The following is a 15,215-nucleotide window of genomic DNA, read 5'->3' as shown; positions in this document are numbered from 1 at the left end:
GGAGTACGATGATCGAACAGGGTCGCGCTTCCGTCCTCAGCGAAGAGGGCGATTACCTGCTGGTTGACAAGCCGCTTGGCTGGACCTCGTTCGACGTGGTGGCCAAGATTCGCGGCGCGTACAAGCGCAACGGCGCGAAGCGCAAGGTGGGTCACTGTGGCACGCTCGACCCAAGGGCGACCGGCCTTTTGATTCTCGCCACGGGGCGCAAGACCAAGACCATCTCGTCACTCGAACTGCTCGACAAGGCTTACGAAGGCACGATCAGGCTCGGAGCGAAAACCGTGAGCCACGATACGGAGACCGAGGAGTACGACCTCCGCGATGTGTCCGCGCTCGACGAAACGGCCATCCGCGCCGCCGCCGCTTCGATGATTGGCGAGCAAATGCAGCAGCCACCGATGCACTCGGCGGTCTGGCACAACGGCAAGCGGCTCTACGAGCTGGCGCGGCAGGGCCACGAGGTGCGGGAGCGCAAGGCGCGACGGATCGAGGTTCATCGGTTCGAGATCACCGGTATCGAGCTGCCCTATGTCAATTTTTTCATCCATGTCTCCAAGGGCGCTTACATCCGGGTGATCGCTCATGAACTGGGCGAACTGCTCGGCGTCGGCGGCTATCTCAAATCATTGAAACGGGTTGCGATAGGTCAGCATCAGCTTTCGGAGGCGATGAGCGTCGAAGAGGTCGTTGACCAGATAACCCGAGCCGCTTCGGCCATCGAAGAGTAAAACAGCAAGGAGTATGCGCGTCGTAGTTTTGCAGGGCAGTACGGTCCTTGATCCCGCAACCGGGTTGCCGGTGCAGCTTTCGCCGGAGCCTTCGGCCGTCACCATCGGATCGTTCGACGGGCTGCATGTCGGCCACCGGAAGATCATCGGCAGCATGACCGGGCACGCCAGGGAGCTCGGCCTCAGAAGCGTCGTCGTGACCTTCGAGCCCCATCCGAGAATCGTGCTCGAAGGGGGCGGCGGGTGCGCGGTGCGATTGCTGACCACCTTCGACGAGAAGGTCCGTCAGTTCGCTTCGATGCCGATCGATCTGCTCTTCGTGGTGCGCTTCGACCGGCAATTCGCCTCGACAAGCTCCGAAGCGTTCATCCGCGAGGTGCTCGTGAAGCGGCTCGGCGCGCGCCATGTCACCGTCGGCTACGACCACGGTTTCGGCAAGCGGCGGAGCGGCAGCGAAGAGACGCTGCACGAGCTTGGCGCGGCGTGCGGCTTCAGCGTCGATGTGGTCGGCGAAGTGGTTGTCGCCGGTTCGCCGGTATCGAGCACCCGAATAAGGCGATTGCTCGAATCGGCCAAGATTCGCGAGGCTGACGAATGCCTCGGAGCGCCCTACTCGATCAGCGGCACGGTCATTGAAGGCGACAGGCTTGGCCGTTCCATCGGCTTTCCGACGGCGAATATCGCCCTTTCCGATAGCTGCAAAATGCTTCCGGCTCACGGCGTCTATGCGGCGACGGTCGAGATCGACGGCAAGGAGTATCCGGTCATGATGAACATCGGCCATCGCCCGACCGTCGCCGAGAATGGCGAGGTGAGGGTCGAGGCCCACATCATCGGTTTTTCAGGGAACCTGTACGGCAGGTTTCTCTCCCTGAAGATGCTCGATTTCATCAGGGCCGAAAAGCGTTTCGCTTCACTTGACGAGCTCAGGGCGCAGCTTGATCTCGATAAAAAAGAGGCGGAATTCTGCAAGAAATAATGTTATATTAAGGGCCGTTTTTTATTTCGTTATAACACATCACACAGAAAACATCATGGGTCTGACAAAAGAACACAAAGCCGAGATTATCACGAAGTTTGGTGCTTCTGCGACGGATACCGGAAAAGCGGAGGTGCAGGTTGCCCTGTTCAGCCGCAGGATCGCCGATCTGACCGGTCATCTTCAGCAGCATCCCAAAGACAAACATTCACGCCGCGGCCTGTTGATGCTGGTCGGCAAGCGCAAGCATGTGCTGAACTACCTCAAGAATGCCGATATCGAACGCTATCGCAAGGTGCTTGCCGATCTCGACCTGCGCAAGTAACCGGCCTCTTCCGGAGCCTGCGGGGAGCGTTCTCCGCAGGTATCTTCAAGAATGTAACAGAGTGAGTGTATGTTGGAAAGCATGACCGGATACGGCAGCGCCGAGCGTTCGGAAAAAGGCATGAAGGTGCTTGTCGAACTTCGCTCGGTCAACAACCGTTTTGCCGAAATCGGGGTCAAGCTGCCCAGGCAGTTGCTGTCGTGGGAGCTGGAGGTCAGGGAGCTGATCCGCGCCACTTTCCAGCGCGGCAAAATATCGGCGTACGTGCAGCTTCAGCTCGACGAGGCCGAGCAGTTGCCGGTGACCGTGAATCCGGCGAAAGTCAGGGCCTACAAGTCTCTTCTCGAAGCCGTGCGCCGGGAGGCGGAGATCGAAGCGCCGGTGACGCTCGACCACGTTCTGCGTTTTTCCGAGATTTTCGAGTCTGACCACACCATTCTGGAACACCCCGACCAAATCTGGCCTATCGCCAGTTCAGCCCTTGCCGAAGCTATCGGCCATCTCAAGGAGATGCGCCGGAAAGAGGGCGAGGAGCTTGCCGGTGATTTCAGGTCAAGGATCGACGAAATCGAATGCACACTCAAAGATATTCGCGAGATTGCTGCCGGTAATCTCGAAACGATCCGCAAGCGGCTGGCCTCGAAAATCACTGCCATTGCCGGGCGCGATGTCGAGTACAGCAAGGATCGGCTCGAAATGGAGATTGTCATGGCTGCCGAGCGGCTCGATATTACCGAGGAGTGCATCCGCTTCAACAGCCACAACAAGTTTTTTATAGAAGAGCTGAACAACAGTTCGAGCGGCTCTGGCCGCAAGCTCAATTTCCTCCTGCAGGAGCAGCTCCGCGAGGCCAACACCATCGCTTCAAAGTCGCAGAACGCCGATATTTCGCAGAAGGTGGTGCACATCAAGGAGGAGCTCGAAAAGGTCAGGGAGCAGCTTCAAAACATCGAATAAGCCTATGAGCGCGGAACAGGTTTCTGGCCAAGGTCGGCTGATCGTCTTTTCGGCCCCGTCGGGCACCGGAAAATCGACGGTCGCCAAACTCGTGATGGAGCGTCTCGGATCGCTCGAATTTTCGGTCTCAGCCACGACGCGCCAGATGCGCGACGGCGAGCGTGACGGCGTCGATTACCACTTCCTCGCCCGCGAGGAGTTCGAGAAAAAGATCGCCGAAAACGGCTTTATCGAACATGAATTCTTTTTCGGTAACTTCTACGGAACGCTGCTCGACAAGACCATCGAGGCGATCGAGGCGGGCCGCAATCTGCTTTTCGATCTCGATGTGAAAGGGGCGCTGAACCTCAAAAGAATTTTCGGAGAACGGGCGCTGCTCGTTTTTCTTAAACCCCCGAGCATGGAGGAGCTTGCCCGCCGCTTGCAGGCGCGCCAGAGCGAGAGCGCCGAGGCGCTCAAAACGCGGCTCGAACGGGCGGAGATGGAGCTGTCCCATGCCGGAGAATTTGATTTTGTCGTGGTCAACGACGATCTTGGGCGCACCGTCAATGCGGTCGCCACGCGGATCGCCGAGTTTCTTCCACAATCATAACGCACTATTGCCATGTCGGTCAAACCAGTTGATTTGAACAAGCTGAGAAGTACGCATGAAAATCTCTACGAAACCGTTGTAGCCATTTCGAAGAAAGCAAGGGAGATTCACGAAGAGGAGCGCTCCGAACTCGAAGAGCGCCTGCTTCCGTACAAGGAGATGATCCGGAACCCCGCTTCGGAGTCCGAATCGGAAAAGGTGTTTCCCGAACAGATCGCCATCAGCGTGGAGTTCGAGTGCCGCGAAAAACCCTCCCAGCAGGCCGTGGAGCAGTATTTCGATCATGAGTACGATTATGTTCTCGAAAAGAGTACCGAAACGAAAGTAGCGGAGAGTGAGGATGAAGATGAATCTGACGGGGATTAACCAGATCACGCTTCGGGTCAACGATGTGCGGTTGTCCGAAGAGTTTTATGCCGGTATTCTCGGTTTCCGGGTCGATCACCGCGCCGGAGCCAACATCTCCTACCTCCGGCTCAATTCCGATATGCTCGTGCTGGTCAAGGCCGAGACGCCGGGTACAGCCGACGCACGCGACATTCGTGTCGATCACTTCGGATTCAGGCTGGCCTCGGACGCCGAGGTTGACCAGGCCGCGGTTTATCTCGACGACCGGGGTGCGCATCTTGTCACCCGGCCCGCGCATCGCCGCGAGGGCCGCGCTTTTTTCGTGATGGATCCGGACGGCAACCTGATCGAATTTTACTCCATGAGTGCTACCGGTTTGCAGTCGCCGACTGAAAAGATCGATACCCGCACGGCCGGCGATATCGCCTCGGAATCCCGCCGAGAGCTTGCCGCTGGCGGCGAGGTCAAAAAGACGAGGCGCTCGCGGAAGTAGTGCCATGACAGCCCTGAGTTGTCGGATCGCTCCTGACGCTCAGGTGACAGTCAAGAACACTGTCGGGTGCATGGTTCAGATCGAAATCGATTTTCTGATGGAACAGCTTGCCTGTTCTTGACCGATTTTTACTTCGGCGATGATCACGCTCAACGACTTGCTTCGGACTTCAGTCCGGGGTTTATTGATAAGAAAGGATAACCCTGGCCTTTAGCCCAACTTTTTCCGGCGGCGGCGATTGCGATTTTTGCCTGCTGAAGTAAAGCTGGAAATTTATGCTGAAGTACAACAACAGGGTGTTTGGCTTTGTTGTTTTCATCGGAGTTCGATTGCGGTAAGGAGTTCGATTTGGATTTCGATGGTGCAGGATGGTTTCACTCAAGACCTTAAACTGCCATGCACATCGGTGTTTTGACCGGCGGTGGCGACGCTCCCGGTATCAACGCATGCATCAAGACTATCGTGACGATCAGCGCCGAGAAGGGGTACCGGGTGACTGGAATCCGCCGGGGCTGGAACGGCCTCTTGGCTTTCGATCCCGATGATCCGGCTTCCCGCACGGAGCATATCGCCGATCTCGATTCCGAGCTTGTGCGCAGAATCGACCGCACCGGCGGAACCCTGCTCCATACCAGTCGGCTCAACCCCGGCAACCTCAAGAAGAAAGAGATTCCCGCCTTCCTCCGCAACTCGCCGCATCTGTTGCGCTCTGGCCTGCATCACTCAGGCAACTTCGATTTGACCGATCACGTGCTCCGGAGTATCGAAGCGCTTGATCTCGATGTCATTATCGTCATTGGCGGTGACGATACGATCGGTTACGCCGAGCATCTTTCCCGCAAAGGGGTCAAGGCGATCGGCGTACCGAAAACGATGGACAACGATGTTTATGGATCGGACTACTGCATCGGTTTCGGCACCGCTGTCACCCGGAGCGTCCAGTACATTCATCAGCTCCGCACCAGCTCCGGCTCGCACGAGCGCATCACCATTGTCGAGCTGTTCGGACGCAGCACCGGCGAGACCTGCCTGGTCAGCGCCTACCTGGCGGGCGTTGATCGCGCGCTCATTCCCGAAGCGCCCTTTGACCCCGAAACCCTTGCCGAGTTCGTGATTCAGGACAAGGATGCCAATCCGAGCCGTTATGCCATGATCGCCATCAGCGAAGGGGCGCGGATGATCGGCAGCAAGATGATCGAATATTGCGGTCGGCGCTACGACGAGGATGGCCATGAGCCTGCCGGTATCGGCCAGTTGACCCGCGAAACCATCTCGATGCTGACCGGCCAGGAGGTGATCTGCCAGCCGCTCGGTTACCTGATGCGTTCGGGTATTCCCGACGCGCTTGACCTGATGGTTGGGTTTAACTTCGCGCAGCTCGCCGTCGAACTGATCGCGGAGGGGACTTTCGGCGTCATGGTGGCGCTGCAGAAGGGGATATACACCTGTCTGCCGCTCGCCGAGGTTTCAGCCAACACCAAACAGGTCGATATCGGTGAACTTTACGATATGCGCAGCTACCGCCCGAAGATGAGAAGCGTCATGGGCAAGCCGATGTTCTTGTACTGAAGCTGGGAGGTGGTTTGGAAGCCGGGAGGTTCTGCGGGGGTTGTGTGCAATAGGTCGTATAGGTTTTACAAGTCCTATAGGTGAAGAGGGGAGAATGTCTTTCTGGAGCTTGTCCACTCAGTCCACCTCGTCCACTTAGTCCGCTGCTTACAAATACTTCTCGCCCTGGAGCAGCAGTTCGGCTTCCCGGAGCTGTTCGGGGGTGTTTATGCCTCGGATTTCGTTGGGGTCGGCTACCTTGAAGGCGCACACCTTTTTGCCTTTACCGAAGCAGATGCCGAAGACGTCGGTGAGGTAGTACTCTTTTTGCGCATTGTCGTCGGTGATGCCGTTCAGGGCGGAAAAAAGCTCGGCAGCGTTGATGACGTACACGCCAGAGTTGATTTCGCTTACCGTTTTCTCCTCTTCGGTGGCGTCCTTCTGCTCGACGATTTTCAGCACCTCCTCGCCGCCGCCGTTTCTGATGACTCTTCCGTATCCTGTCGGGTCGTCCATCTCTGCGGTCAGCACCGTGGCGACCGCCTGCCGCGAACGGTGGAAGTCGATCAGCTCCCTGAGCGTGCGGGCTGTGAAGAGCGGCGCGTCTCCCGACAGGATGACCACCTCACCCTCGAAATCCTTCAGAAACGGTTCTGCCTGCATGACGGCGTGGCCCGTGCCGAGCTGTGGCTCCTGCAGGGCGTAATCGACCGGGAAGCTGGTGGTTGCCTGCCGAACCAGCCCGGCCTGATGGCCGACGATGAGCACGATTTTGGCGGGATCGAGCGCCTGCGATTTTTCGATGACATATGCTACCAGCGGCTTGCCGTTCGCTTCGTGCAGTACCTTCGGAAGATCCGATTTCATTCGGGTGCCTTTACCGGCGGCCATGATGACGATTGCAAGGCTCATAACGCTGTTTTGTAAGGGGTTAAAGGAGTTTCAGCCGAGATATTCGTTTTCAGAACCTACCCGGTGGCGGCGTTTGGGGTTGTTCATCCGGTCAACGATGACGATCATCGGCTTCCAGTTGCGAGCCTCTTCCGGCTCCATTTCGGCGAAAGCCATGATGATGATTTCGTCGCCGGGCAGCGCGCAACGGGCTGCTGCGCCGTTAAGCTGAATTTCGCGCAGACCCTGGGTCCCCTCGATGATGTAGGTCTCGAATCGTTCACCGTTGTTGTTGTTGACCACCAGTACCTTCTCGTTGGCGATCATGTCGGCCATCTCGAGCAGCTCCTTGTCGATGGTGATGCTTCCTTCATATTCCAGGTCTCCACTGGTGACAATGGCGTTGTGGATCTTGGATTTGAGCATGTGTAATTTCATACCGGTACAAACAGAGTCGAGTTATTTAGAAAAGGATTCACCGCTGGCATGAAAAATCTTGTACCGTTTCATGGCGTCGTCGCTTTCAAAGCCGTACCCCCGGATGGTGCGCGTGGGGCTGGTGATGGTGACATATTTGTCGGAGCGTATCATGCGTTCCTGGCTGGAACGGTTGATATATTCGGTGCGAATGACCGTGTTGTCAGCCGAACGGATGACGACGTTGTCGAATGCTTCGATATCCTGATTGTCATGCACGATGCCACGGCCTGCCGTCATGAGGGTTGCAGCGCCGTCACTGTTGATGAGTTGCACACTGACTCCGCCATCGAGACGGATTTCCTGCTTCTCCCCCTGGCGGTACTCCGCGGCATGGTGGGCGCTGACTATCGTTTTGGTTTTACCGTCGCTTGAAACCATGAGGGTGACGTTCCAGCTCTCCTGGGCAGGCATGTCAGCCGCAGAAACGGCCACCGTCGGCGCGCGAGGCTCCACTTTGGGAGCGCTACAGCCGACGGCGCTGAACGATATTGCCAGAAAGAAAAAGGTTGTCCGGCGAGAATTCAAGAGGCTTCCAGAAGAGGGTTACTTGATTTTCAGTTGGTCGAGCACCTTGTAGGTGATGTCTGACTGGTCATCGCCATACACGCGGGCGCTCTTGTCAAAAATCATGCTGAATCCGTCTTTTTTGGCGATCATTGCCACGGCGGTGTCGATTTTCTGGCGGATAGGGGCGATGAGCGCCTGCTCTTTCTGCGCCAGCAGACTCTGTTTTTCCATGGCGGTTTTCTGCAGGTTCTCCTGCTGGGCGCGAAGCTCTTTCTCTTTGGCGGCATTGGGCTTGCCTCCCTTCTGATAAGCCTGAACCGCATTCTGGAAGGCGCTCTGGAGCTTGGCAAGTTCCGCGCTGCTCTGGCTTTTCATGGTCTGGAGAGATTGGTCGGCGGCTTTGGTTTCGGGCATCATCTGGAAAATCCTGCCGTAATCGACCACGCCAATTTTTTGCGAGCTGTCAGCGAATGCTTTCGAAGCCGAGAAGCTCATGCCGAGGAGGAGCGACATGAACAAAAGCAATGAAGCTGATTTTTTAATTCCTTTGAAGTCTGACATTATCGGAGTGTTTTGGTTTTTCATGATACAACGTGTACGGTTCTTTGTCTTATCATCGAATCGATACTCCGAAAAGTAATAATTCCGTTTTGAAAATGCTATTTCAGAAAAGAAAATTGAGCCGGAGCGAGCAGACGATATGGAGGTTTGGGTTCATGCGCTTCAATGTGTGCGTTTCCTGAATATCTGACAGGGTTCCTGTTCGATGATCCGTTTCAGTTCCAGCTCGAAAAGATGCACCAGAAGGGCCTCGATCGTCAGGCCGGTTTTTTCGGCGACGAGGTCGATGTGCATCGCGCCCTGCTGGAGCGCTTCGACGATGCACGACTCCTCGATGTTGAGGTCGAGCACCTCGGCGGCTTCCGGCTGCCGGTTCAGCGCGGGGTTCCGGGCCGGGTCGAGTTCGGCGATGATGTCTTCTGCGCTGTGCACCGGCTTGGCCTGGTTCTGCTGGATGAGGTAGTTTGCGCCGCGCGAGGCGGCGGAGAAGATGCTGCCCGGCACGGCGAACACCTCGCGGTTCTGTTCGAGGGCGCAGGCGGCGGTAATCATCGAGCCGCCCTTGATGTCGGATTCGACGATCAGCGTACCCTGCGTCAGCCCGGAGATCAGGCGGTTCCTGCGCGGGAAGTTGCCCGGTTCTGGCTTGACGCCGATCCACTCCTCCGAGACGATCGCGCCGCGTTCGAGGATTCGCGGCCAGAGCCGTCCGGCGGGGTCGGTGTAGATGCGGTCGATGCCGCAGCCGAGCACGGCGACCGTCACGCCATCGCTCTCGACCGCCGCGCGGTGCGCCATCATGTCGATGCCGTAGGCCAGACCACTGAAAATCGCGTAACCGTTGCCCGCCATTTCGCGGCAGATGAATTCGGTGGCCTGCTTGCCGTAGGCCGTGGCCTTGCGCGTGCCGACGACGGCGAGCGAGGGCAGCGAGAGCGCTTCGGTATTGCCGCGCACGAAGAGCAAAAGCGGCGGATCGTAAATCTCCTTCAGATGCGCCGGATAAGCGGGGTCGAGAATCGTCACGACCGTGGCTCCGAGTCGATCCGCCCGCGCGAGCTGCTCTTCGGCGGCCCGGTGCGCCTTCTGTCGCCACGCCGGGCTGGCAAGCCGGTCGGCGGTTTCGCGGGCGATGGTTTCGCCGATGCCGGGAATCTGGCGCAGCGCCTCGTAGTTCGCGTCGAAGAGCGCGGGACCGGGGCCGAACCGGTTGATAAGGGCGCGCGCCCTCGCCGGGCCGATGCCCGGCAGTTGTGAAAGGGTAAGCAGCAAAAGCGTCACGCTTTGCCCAGGGGTCGTTGTCATGATCGGGAGCAGGGGAGTTGAAGAGGAATCGGGGGGAGGGGTTTCCCCCCGGAAAAGCTTCAGAAATCGCGCTTCATGAGAATGTTGGCGAAGCCTCTCAGATAGCCGCGTCCCTCCTCCAGCGGCAGAAGGTCGAGCGCGGCGAAGGCCGCTTCGGTATCCTCGTTGATCTTCGCCCTGGTCTCGTCGAGTACGCCGCAGCGCTCGTAGATCGCCTTGACTGCCGGGACGTTCTCCGGCGAGGTGCCGTTGTTGTCGATGATCGATTGCAGCAGTTCGCGGTCACGGCCCTCGGCAAGTTCGAGCGAGCGAAGCAAGAGCCAGGTCTTCTTGGCGTTGATGACGTCGCCGCCCGGCACCTTGCCCGACTTGCCGTCACCGGCCATGATGTCGAGGTAGTCGTCCTGGATCTGGAAGGCGCGTCCGATCTTTTCGCCGAAGGTGACGAGCGCCACGATCTGTTCCGGAGTGCCGTTGCCAGCCACGCCGCCCGCTTCGAGCGCCGCCGAGATGAGCCGTCCGGTTTTTTTGGAGATCATGTCGAGGTAATCGCCGATGGAGGCCTCCTTGCGCTGCTCCAGCTCCATGTCGAGCGCCTGCCCTTCGCAGATGGTGATGTTAGCGTCGTTGAAGATGTGGATCATCTCGGCGTGGCGAGCGGTGAGCGCCTTGAGCGCCAGTTCGTAGGCGTAGGCGATCATCATGTCGCCCGAAAGGATCGCGGAGTTGACATTCCACTGCTTGTGCACGGTTGGGCGCCCATGCCGCAGGTCGGCGGCATCCATGATGTCGTCGTGCATCAGCGTGAAGTTGTGCAACACCTCGATGCCGAGGGCCACGCCAAGCGCGTTTTCGGAAGAGCCGCTGAGCGCTTCGGAGGCGAGCAGCGTCAGGAACGGGCGGATTCGCTTGCCCTTGCCTTCGAGAATGTAGCGAGCCGGGCCGTAGAGCGTGGCGGGACTCTCCTTCTGGAAGCACCGGGCAAGAGCCTCGTTGATTCGTGCGTGGTATTGACGGTACTTGGATTCAACCTGCTCCTGGGTTATCTGTAAAGTCATGGCTCCGGTACTCAGGGTTTGTGATTGATAGGTGCTTGTTTGAGTTCTTCGATACTGGCCGATCCGGTCAGGAACATCGCCGCCTTGAGGTCGTTTGCCCAGGCGCGGATGGTTTCATCGAGCGTTCCGGCGTGGAGTGCGATGAGCATGCGCCTCGCCGATGCGGCGATGTTTGCGCCGAGCGCGATCGACTTGGCGACATCGAGGCCGTTGCCGATGCCGCCCGACGAGATGACGCTGAGTGCGCCGTACTCCGGGTTTTGCTGCTTCAGCGCCGCGATACCGGTCAGGCACTCCGAGGTCGGGATGCCCCAGTTGAGCAGCTCGTCGAGCGCCGAGGGGCTGAAGCGCTCTTCATTGCTGAAGCGTTCGATATAGCGGTGCTCCTCGACCTTCTGCCAACTGATGCCGCCCGCGCCGGCCACGTCGATGGCCCGGACGCCCGCGTCGGCGAGTTTCCGCGCGGCGCTCGGCGAGATGCCGCAGCCCACCTCCTTGGCGATCACCGGTACGCCGATGGTGGCGGTAATGTCGCTGAGCTTGTCGAGAAATCCGCTGAAGTTGGTGTCGCCCTCCGGCTGGAACAGCTCTTGGGCCGGGTTGAGATGCACGATCAGAGCGTCGGCTTCGATGAGGTCGATGAGCGTCGAGAGCTGGTCGCGGCTCAGTCCGGCGGCCACTTCGGGCGCGCCGATGTTGGCGTAGATCGGCGCCGTCGGCGCGGATTTGCGCACAACCGAAAAGCTCTCGCGATGCGATGAGCCTTCGAGCGCCTGGCGCATACTGCCCACGCCGAGCGGGATGCCGAAGCGTTCGGCGGCTTCGGCGAGCGTACGGTTCAGGGCGAGCGCGTCGCCGTAGCCGCCGGTCATCGAGGAGATCATGAGCGGCAGGCCGATCTTCTTGCCGAGGAACTCCGTCGAGAGGTTGATGGCCGAAGCGTCGATTTCGGGTATGGCGTTGTGTTGGAATCTCCACGCGCCGAGACCGGTATTTTGAAGGTCGAAACAGACCTCGCGGTTCAGACAGATATCGACGTGGCTGTGTTTGCGTTCAGCGGTTATGGCGGCGCTTGCTTCTTGCATGGTCGGAAAATACGCTTCTCGATCCGGTATGATTTTTCAGAGGAGGTCGGCTTAAAAAAGCAGCTTGAACAAAGCGTCACGGATAATTCCGGCTCGCCAGTTTCAACCCGTCGCGCGGGTCGTGGAACAGGTTTTTCAAGATGCTCTTAAAAGTATAACTTATGGCTGACTTACCAAACTTTTTATCAGGCTCCCGCCGCTCTTGCCCCGGATGTTCAGAACCCTGTTCGATATAGCCGTCAGGCACATTCTCGGCCGCAAGCGCCAGACGCTCACCACCATGCTCGCTGTGTCGGTCAGTACGATGGTGCTCATCACCACCATCTCGCTCACCAGGGGGCTGCTCGATTCCTTCACCGAAACCATCATCGACGCCGCGCCGCACATCCGGATCAAGGGCGAAAAGATCGATCCGGTGCCGACCAACCTGTTCGACGCGCCCGCCGGTTCGGGAACGGCTTTCGTGGCCGATCATATCGGCAGGGACGAACCGGAGGAGGTGCGCAACTACGGGCGAATTCTCGAAATTGTCTCCTCGCCCGCCTTTTCCGGCAAGATTACCGCCGCCTCGCCCTTCGTCGAGTCGCAGATCATGGCGGTCAAGGGGAACCGCAACCAGCCGGTGCTGCTCAGGGGAGTGGAGATCGACCGCGAAGAGCGCATCAGCCACATCGGGCGCAGCCTCGTTTCGGGCGATCTGGTGCTGTTCCGGAAAACCCCCGACGCCCTCTTGGTCGGGCGTTCCGTCGCCAACGATCTCGGCGTGGAGCTGAACGACCAGATCACCATCATTTCGTCCGACGGCCGCAGCCGCCAGACCAAGGTCGCCGGAATCTTTTTTACCGGCATCAACGCCGTCGATAACACGATTCTCTCCTCGCTCAAGCTCGGCCAGATCATCGAGGGCTTGCCGCCTAACAAAGTCACCGGCATTTCGCTGAAGGTCGCCGACCCGCTCGATGACGCGCCACTGGCCGACGAGCTTGAGCGCATAACCGGCTACCGCTGCCTGACCTGGCAGGAGGAGAATGAGAGCGTGCTGGTGCTCTTCAAGCGGATCGGCTCCATTGTGCTTTCGCTCGTGGGCTTTGTCGGCGTGGTGTCGGGCTTCGGCGTGGCCAATATCCTGGTGACGACGGTTTTCGAAAAAAGCCGCGACATCGCCATCATGAAGTCCTTCGGCTTTTCGTCGGCGCAGATGGTGGGGCTGTTCGTCTTCGAGGGGTTCCTGGTCGGCCTCGGCGGAGCGCTCGTCGGCGGCCTTCTGGCGACCGGCTCGATCGGGTTTCTGGCCAGCCTGCAGATCGAAAGCTCGCAGGGGCCGCTCACCAAAAGCGGCTTCAGCATGTCGTGGAACCCCTGGTACTTTTTCTTCGTGATTGTCGTCACGGTCATCATCAGCACCATCGCCGCCGCGATCCCCTCGCTCCGCGCCGCCAGGCTGGAGCCGGTGACGGTGCTGCGGGAGAGCAACGTGTAGCGTAGGGGTTGGAGCAATAGGTCTTATAAGACCTATTGCCAAAATTCACGCTGCGCCTTCGAGCCTGCTGCGCTCCGGGTGCTGCAAGAGGTACAGCTTGTAGTACAGCCCCCGCTGGGCGAGGAGCTCCTGGTGGGTGCCGGTTTCGCGGATGGTGCCTTTGTGCAGCACCACGATCTTGTCGGCGTGCTGGATGGTCGAGAGCCGGTGGGCGATGATGATCGAGGTGCGGTGCTTCATCAGCCGGTCGGTGGCCTGTTCGATGAGCGACTCGGTCTCGGTATCGACCGAACTGGTGGCTTCGTCGAGCACGAGAATATCGGGGTTGTAGAGTAGCGCCCGCACGAAGGCGAGGAGCTGCTTCTGGCCTGCCGAGAGTCCCGAACCGTTTTCGCGGATGCGGTAGTCGTAGCCGCCCGGCAGCTTTTCGATGAAGCGATCCGCGCCGACGATGCGCGCCGCCTCGTGAATCGTTTCGTCCGAAATCGAGGGATCGCCGAAGCTGAGATTCTCGCGGATCGAACCGGCGAAAAGCACCACATCCTGCATTACCACGCCCACGAGCTTGCGCAAATCGTGGCCGGGAATCCGGCTCAGTTCGATACCGTCAATCGTCACCGAACCCTTCGCGTAGGGGTAAAACCGCGACAGAATGTTGATGAGCGTGGTTTTTCCGCTGCCGGTTGCGCCGACGATGGCTACGGTTTCGCCCGCCTTGATCTCCAGCGAAATGTCGCGCAGCACCCAGTGATTTTCGTCGTAAGAGAACCACACCTTGTCGAATTCGATACGATCCCGAAACGCGGTGATCGTTCTGGCATTCTCCGTCGGCTCCGGATCGAGCGGCTCTTCGAGCAGGCGGAAGATGCGGTCGGAGCTGGTGATGGCGGTCTGCATGATGTTGAAGCGGTCGGAGAGGTGCTGCAACGGGCGGAAGAAGAGCCAGATGAACTGCACGAACGACACCACCACGCCCACCGAAAGATCGGCCTGCATGATCCTCGTCGCGCTGAACCACACCACCAAACCCGCCGCCGCAGAGCTGAGAAACTCGATCAGTGGGAAGTAGATCGAAAAATAATGCACCGTTTTGATGTTGGCGTCGCGGTGGTCGGCGTTGATTTCGGAGTGTTTCATGAACTCGGCCTCTTCCCGCGAAAAGAGTTGCACGATTTTCATGCCGGTGATGTGCTCCTGAAAGAAGGAGTTCAGGCGGGCCAGATTCGTCCGGACATCGAGGAACGCCTGGCGCACCCTGTTCTTGAAAAAAATGGTCGCGTAGATCATGACCGGCAGAATGCTCAGCACGACGAGCGTCAGTCGCCAATCGGTCAGGAACATCATGACGACGATGAAGAGCAGTTGCAGAATGTCGCCGATGATGGTGATGAGGCCGCTGGAGAGCATTTCGTTGAGCGCCTCGACGTCGTTGGTGGTGCGGGTGATGATGCGCCCCACCGGGTTGCGGTCGAAGTAGCGGATCGGCAGGTGCTGCAAGTGGCGGAAAATGTCGAGGCGGATGGCGTAAACCGCTTTCTGGCCGATGAGCTGCGTCAGCCAGGTGGCGGCGTACTGCTTGAGGCCGTCGAGCACGATCACGAGCAGCATCACGAGACTGATGACGGCCAGGCCCTTGTGGTCTCCCTTGGCGATGTGGTCGTCGATGGCGATGCGGGTCAGCCAGGGACGCAGTGGCGTCAGAATCGCTCCGAAGGCGGTCAGCGCCACCGCGCCCGCGACCAGCACCTTGAATGGCTTGATGTAGCCGAGAAGCCGCTTGATGATGTAGCGATCAACCGAACCCTTTTTACGATTACCAAGGGTTTCGTCCTGCTGCGTACGGAATCCCGATGCCGCGCCTGCTCCCATTCGCAT

General features: G+C 58.8%; 17 protein-coding genes. 9 read left to right on the top strand and 8 right to left on the bottom strand.

Features of this window, described 5'->3' with window-relative positions; translation table 11 throughout:
* The first annotated feature begins 8 nt into the window (after positions 1-8).
* The 8 genes from truB to EST62_RS02240 all read left to right on the top strand — a co-directional run bounded on the left by truB (position 9) and on the right by EST62_RS02240 (position 5,994).
* A complete protein-coding gene (gene truB / locus EST62_RS02275) occupies positions 9-731 on the top strand; it encodes a tRNA pseudouridine(55) synthase TruB (RefSeq protein WP_129050473.1) in 723 nt (240 codons plus the stop codon).
* A 13-nt stretch (positions 732-744) separates the two neighbouring features.
* On the top strand, positions 745-1,710 hold the full coding sequence (locus EST62_RS02270) for a bifunctional riboflavin kinase/FAD synthetase (protein WP_129050472.1): 966 nt from the start codon (positions 745-747) through the stop codon (positions 1,708-1,710).
* A gap of 55 nt (positions 1,711-1,765) precedes the next feature.
* Positions 1,766-2,035: a 30S ribosomal protein S15 gene (gene rpsO / locus EST62_RS02265; RefSeq protein WP_129050471.1), complete on the top strand. Its 270-nt coding sequence runs from the start codon at positions 1,766-1,768 to the stop codon at positions 2,033-2,035.
* Positions 2,036-2,104: 69 nt separating this feature from the next.
* Positions 2,105-2,992 (top strand): YicC/YloC family endoribonuclease, encoded by an 888-nt coding sequence (locus tag EST62_RS02260; RefSeq protein ID WP_129050470.1) that lies wholly within the window; start codon positions 2,105-2,107, stop codon positions 2,990-2,992.
* 4 nt (positions 2,993-2,996) lie between these two features.
* Positions 2,997-3,584, top strand: coding sequence for a guanylate kinase (gene gmk / locus EST62_RS02255; RefSeq protein WP_129050469.1), 588 nt, complete (start codon positions 2,997-2,999; stop codon positions 3,582-3,584).
* Positions 3,585-3,596: 12 nt separating this feature from the next.
* Positions 3,597-3,950, top strand: a complete 354-nt coding sequence (locus EST62_RS02250) for a hypothetical protein (RefSeq protein WP_129050468.1) — start codon at positions 3,597-3,599, stop codon at positions 3,948-3,950.
* Entirely contained in the window at positions 3,931-4,425 is a 495-nt protein-coding gene (locus EST62_RS02245; protein ID WP_129050516.1) for a VOC family protein, read from the top strand. Before EST62_RS02250 ends, EST62_RS02245 begins: the two co-directional genes overlap by 20 nt.
* 396 nt (positions 4,426-4,821) lie before the next feature.
* Positions 4,822-5,994 carry a 6-phosphofructokinase gene (locus tag EST62_RS02240; RefSeq protein ID WP_129050467.1) on the top strand — a complete coding sequence of 391 codons (1,173 nt, stop codon included), beginning with the start codon at positions 4,822-4,824 and terminating at the stop codon, positions 5,992-5,994.
* 147 nt (positions 5,995-6,141) lie between these two features.
* Here the strand turns inward: EST62_RS02240 and EST62_RS02235 are convergent, their stop codons facing one another.
* From EST62_RS02235 to fni, 7 genes are all read right to left on the bottom strand, one after another.
* Complete coding sequence (locus EST62_RS02235; RefSeq protein ID WP_129050466.1) at positions 6,142-6,885, bottom strand: sugar phosphate nucleotidyltransferase; 744 nt, start codon at positions 6,883-6,885, stop codon at positions 6,142-6,144.
* A 30-nt stretch (positions 6,886-6,915) separates the two neighbouring features.
* Entirely contained in the window at positions 6,916-7,302 is a 387-nt protein-coding gene (panD, locus tag EST62_RS02230; RefSeq protein ID WP_129050465.1) for an aspartate 1-decarboxylase, read from the bottom strand.
* A 21-nt stretch (positions 7,303-7,323) separates the two neighbouring features.
* Complete coding sequence (gene lptC / locus EST62_RS02225) at positions 7,324-7,869, bottom strand: LPS export ABC transporter periplasmic protein LptC (protein ID WP_245153400.1); 546 nt, start codon at positions 7,867-7,869, stop codon at positions 7,324-7,326.
* Positions 7,870-7,887: 18 nt separating this feature from the next.
* A complete protein-coding gene (locus EST62_RS02220; protein ID WP_245153399.1) occupies positions 7,888-8,364 on the bottom strand; it encodes an OmpH family outer membrane protein in 477 nt (158 codons plus the stop codon).
* 210 nt (positions 8,365-8,574) lie between these two features.
* The gene (dprA, locus tag EST62_RS02215; RefSeq protein WP_129050463.1) at positions 8,575-9,717 is read right to left on the bottom strand and encodes a DNA-processing protein DprA; all 1,143 of its coding nucleotides are present in this window, start codon (positions 9,715-9,717) and stop codon (positions 8,575-8,577) included.
* A 59-nt stretch (positions 9,718-9,776) separates the two neighbouring features.
* Positions 9,777-10,775: a polyprenyl synthetase family protein gene (locus tag EST62_RS02210; protein ID WP_129050462.1), complete on the bottom strand. Its 999-nt coding sequence runs from the start codon at positions 10,773-10,775 to the stop codon at positions 9,777-9,779.
* Between the two features lie 11 nt (positions 10,776-10,786).
* Positions 10,787-11,860 (bottom strand): type 2 isopentenyl-diphosphate Delta-isomerase, encoded by a 1,074-nt coding sequence (gene fni / locus EST62_RS02205; RefSeq protein ID WP_129050461.1) that lies wholly within the window; start codon positions 11,858-11,860, stop codon positions 10,787-10,789.
* A gap of 211 nt (positions 11,861-12,071) precedes the next feature.
* Here fni and EST62_RS02200 point away from each other — a divergent pair, with 211 nt between their 5' ends.
* Positions 12,072-13,340 carry an FtsX-like permease family protein gene (locus EST62_RS02200; RefSeq protein ID WP_129050460.1) on the top strand — a complete coding sequence of 423 codons (1,269 nt, stop codon included), beginning with the start codon at positions 12,072-12,074 and terminating at the stop codon, positions 13,338-13,340.
* Between the two features lie 45 nt (positions 13,341-13,385).
* On the opposite strand, the gene EST62_RS02195 is transcribed toward EST62_RS02200, so the two are convergent.
* Entirely contained in the window at positions 13,386-15,215 is a 1,830-nt protein-coding gene (locus EST62_RS02195; RefSeq protein ID WP_129050459.1) for an ABC transporter ATP-binding protein, read from the bottom strand.

It is taken from the genome of Chlorobaculum sp. 24CR, assembly GCF_004118635.1.
In the GTDB taxonomy this organism is placed as follows: domain Bacteria; phylum Bacteroidota; class Chlorobiia; order Chlorobiales; family Chlorobiaceae; genus Chlorobaculum.
The sequence above is the reverse complement of the archived record's forward strand: the minus strand, read 5'-3'. Positions and strand labels throughout refer to the sequence as shown.

Bases quoted from the DNA above. Each gene is read 5' to 3' on its own strand.
- truB (WP_129050473.1), top strand. From the start codon at position 9: ATGATCGAACAGGGTCGCGCTTCCGTCCTCAGCGAAGAGGGCGATTAC.
- EST62_RS02270 (WP_129050472.1), top strand. From the start codon at position 745: ATGCGCGTCGTAGTTTTGCAGGGCAGTACGGTCCTTGATCCCGCAACC.
- EST62_RS02260 (WP_129050470.1), top strand. From the start codon at position 2,105: ATGTTGGAAAGCATGACCGGATACGGCAGCGCCGAGCGTTCGGAAAAA.
- gmk (WP_129050469.1), top strand. From the start codon at position 2,997: ATGAGCGCGGAACAGGTTTCTGGCCAAGGTCGGCTGATCGTCTTTTCG.
- EST62_RS02200 (WP_129050460.1), top strand. From the start codon at position 12,072: ATGTTCAGAACCCTGTTCGATATAGCCGTCAGGCACATTCTCGGCCGC.
- EST62_RS02210 (WP_129050462.1), bottom strand. From the start codon at position 10,775: ATGACTTTACAGATAACCCAGGAGCAGGTTGAATCCAAGTACCGTCAA.
- rpsO (WP_129050471.1), top strand. From the start codon at position 1,766: ATGGGTCTGACAAAAGAACACAAAGCCGAGATTATCACGAAGTTTGGT.
- EST62_RS02235 (WP_129050466.1), bottom strand. From the start codon at position 6,885: ATGAGCCTTGCAATCGTCATCATGGCCGCCGGTAAAGGCACCCGAATG.
- EST62_RS02245 (WP_129050516.1), top strand. From the start codon at position 3,931: ATGAATCTGACGGGGATTAACCAGATCACGCTTCGGGTCAACGATGTG.
- panD (WP_129050465.1), bottom strand. From the start codon at position 7,302: ATGAAATTACACATGCTCAAATCCAAGATCCACAACGCCATTGTCACC.
- fni (WP_129050461.1), bottom strand. From the start codon at position 11,860: ATGCAAGAAGCAAGCGCCGCCATAACCGCTGAACGCAAACACAGCCAC.
- EST62_RS02240 (WP_129050467.1), top strand. From the start codon at position 4,822: ATGCACATCGGTGTTTTGACCGGCGGTGGCGACGCTCCCGGTATCAAC.
- EST62_RS02195 (WP_129050459.1), bottom strand. From the start codon at position 15,215: ATGCGAATGGGAGCAGGCGCGGCATCGGGATTCCGTACGCAGCAGGAC.
- EST62_RS02220 (WP_245153399.1), bottom strand. From the start codon at position 8,364: ATGTCGCTCCTCCTCGGCATGAGCTTCTCGGCTTCGAAAGCATTCGCT.
- dprA (WP_129050463.1), bottom strand. From the start codon at position 9,717: ATGACAACGACCCCTGGGCAAAGCGTGACGCTTTTGCTGCTTACCCTT.
- EST62_RS02250 (WP_129050468.1), top strand. From the start codon at position 3,597: ATGTCGGTCAAACCAGTTGATTTGAACAAGCTGAGAAGTACGCATGAA.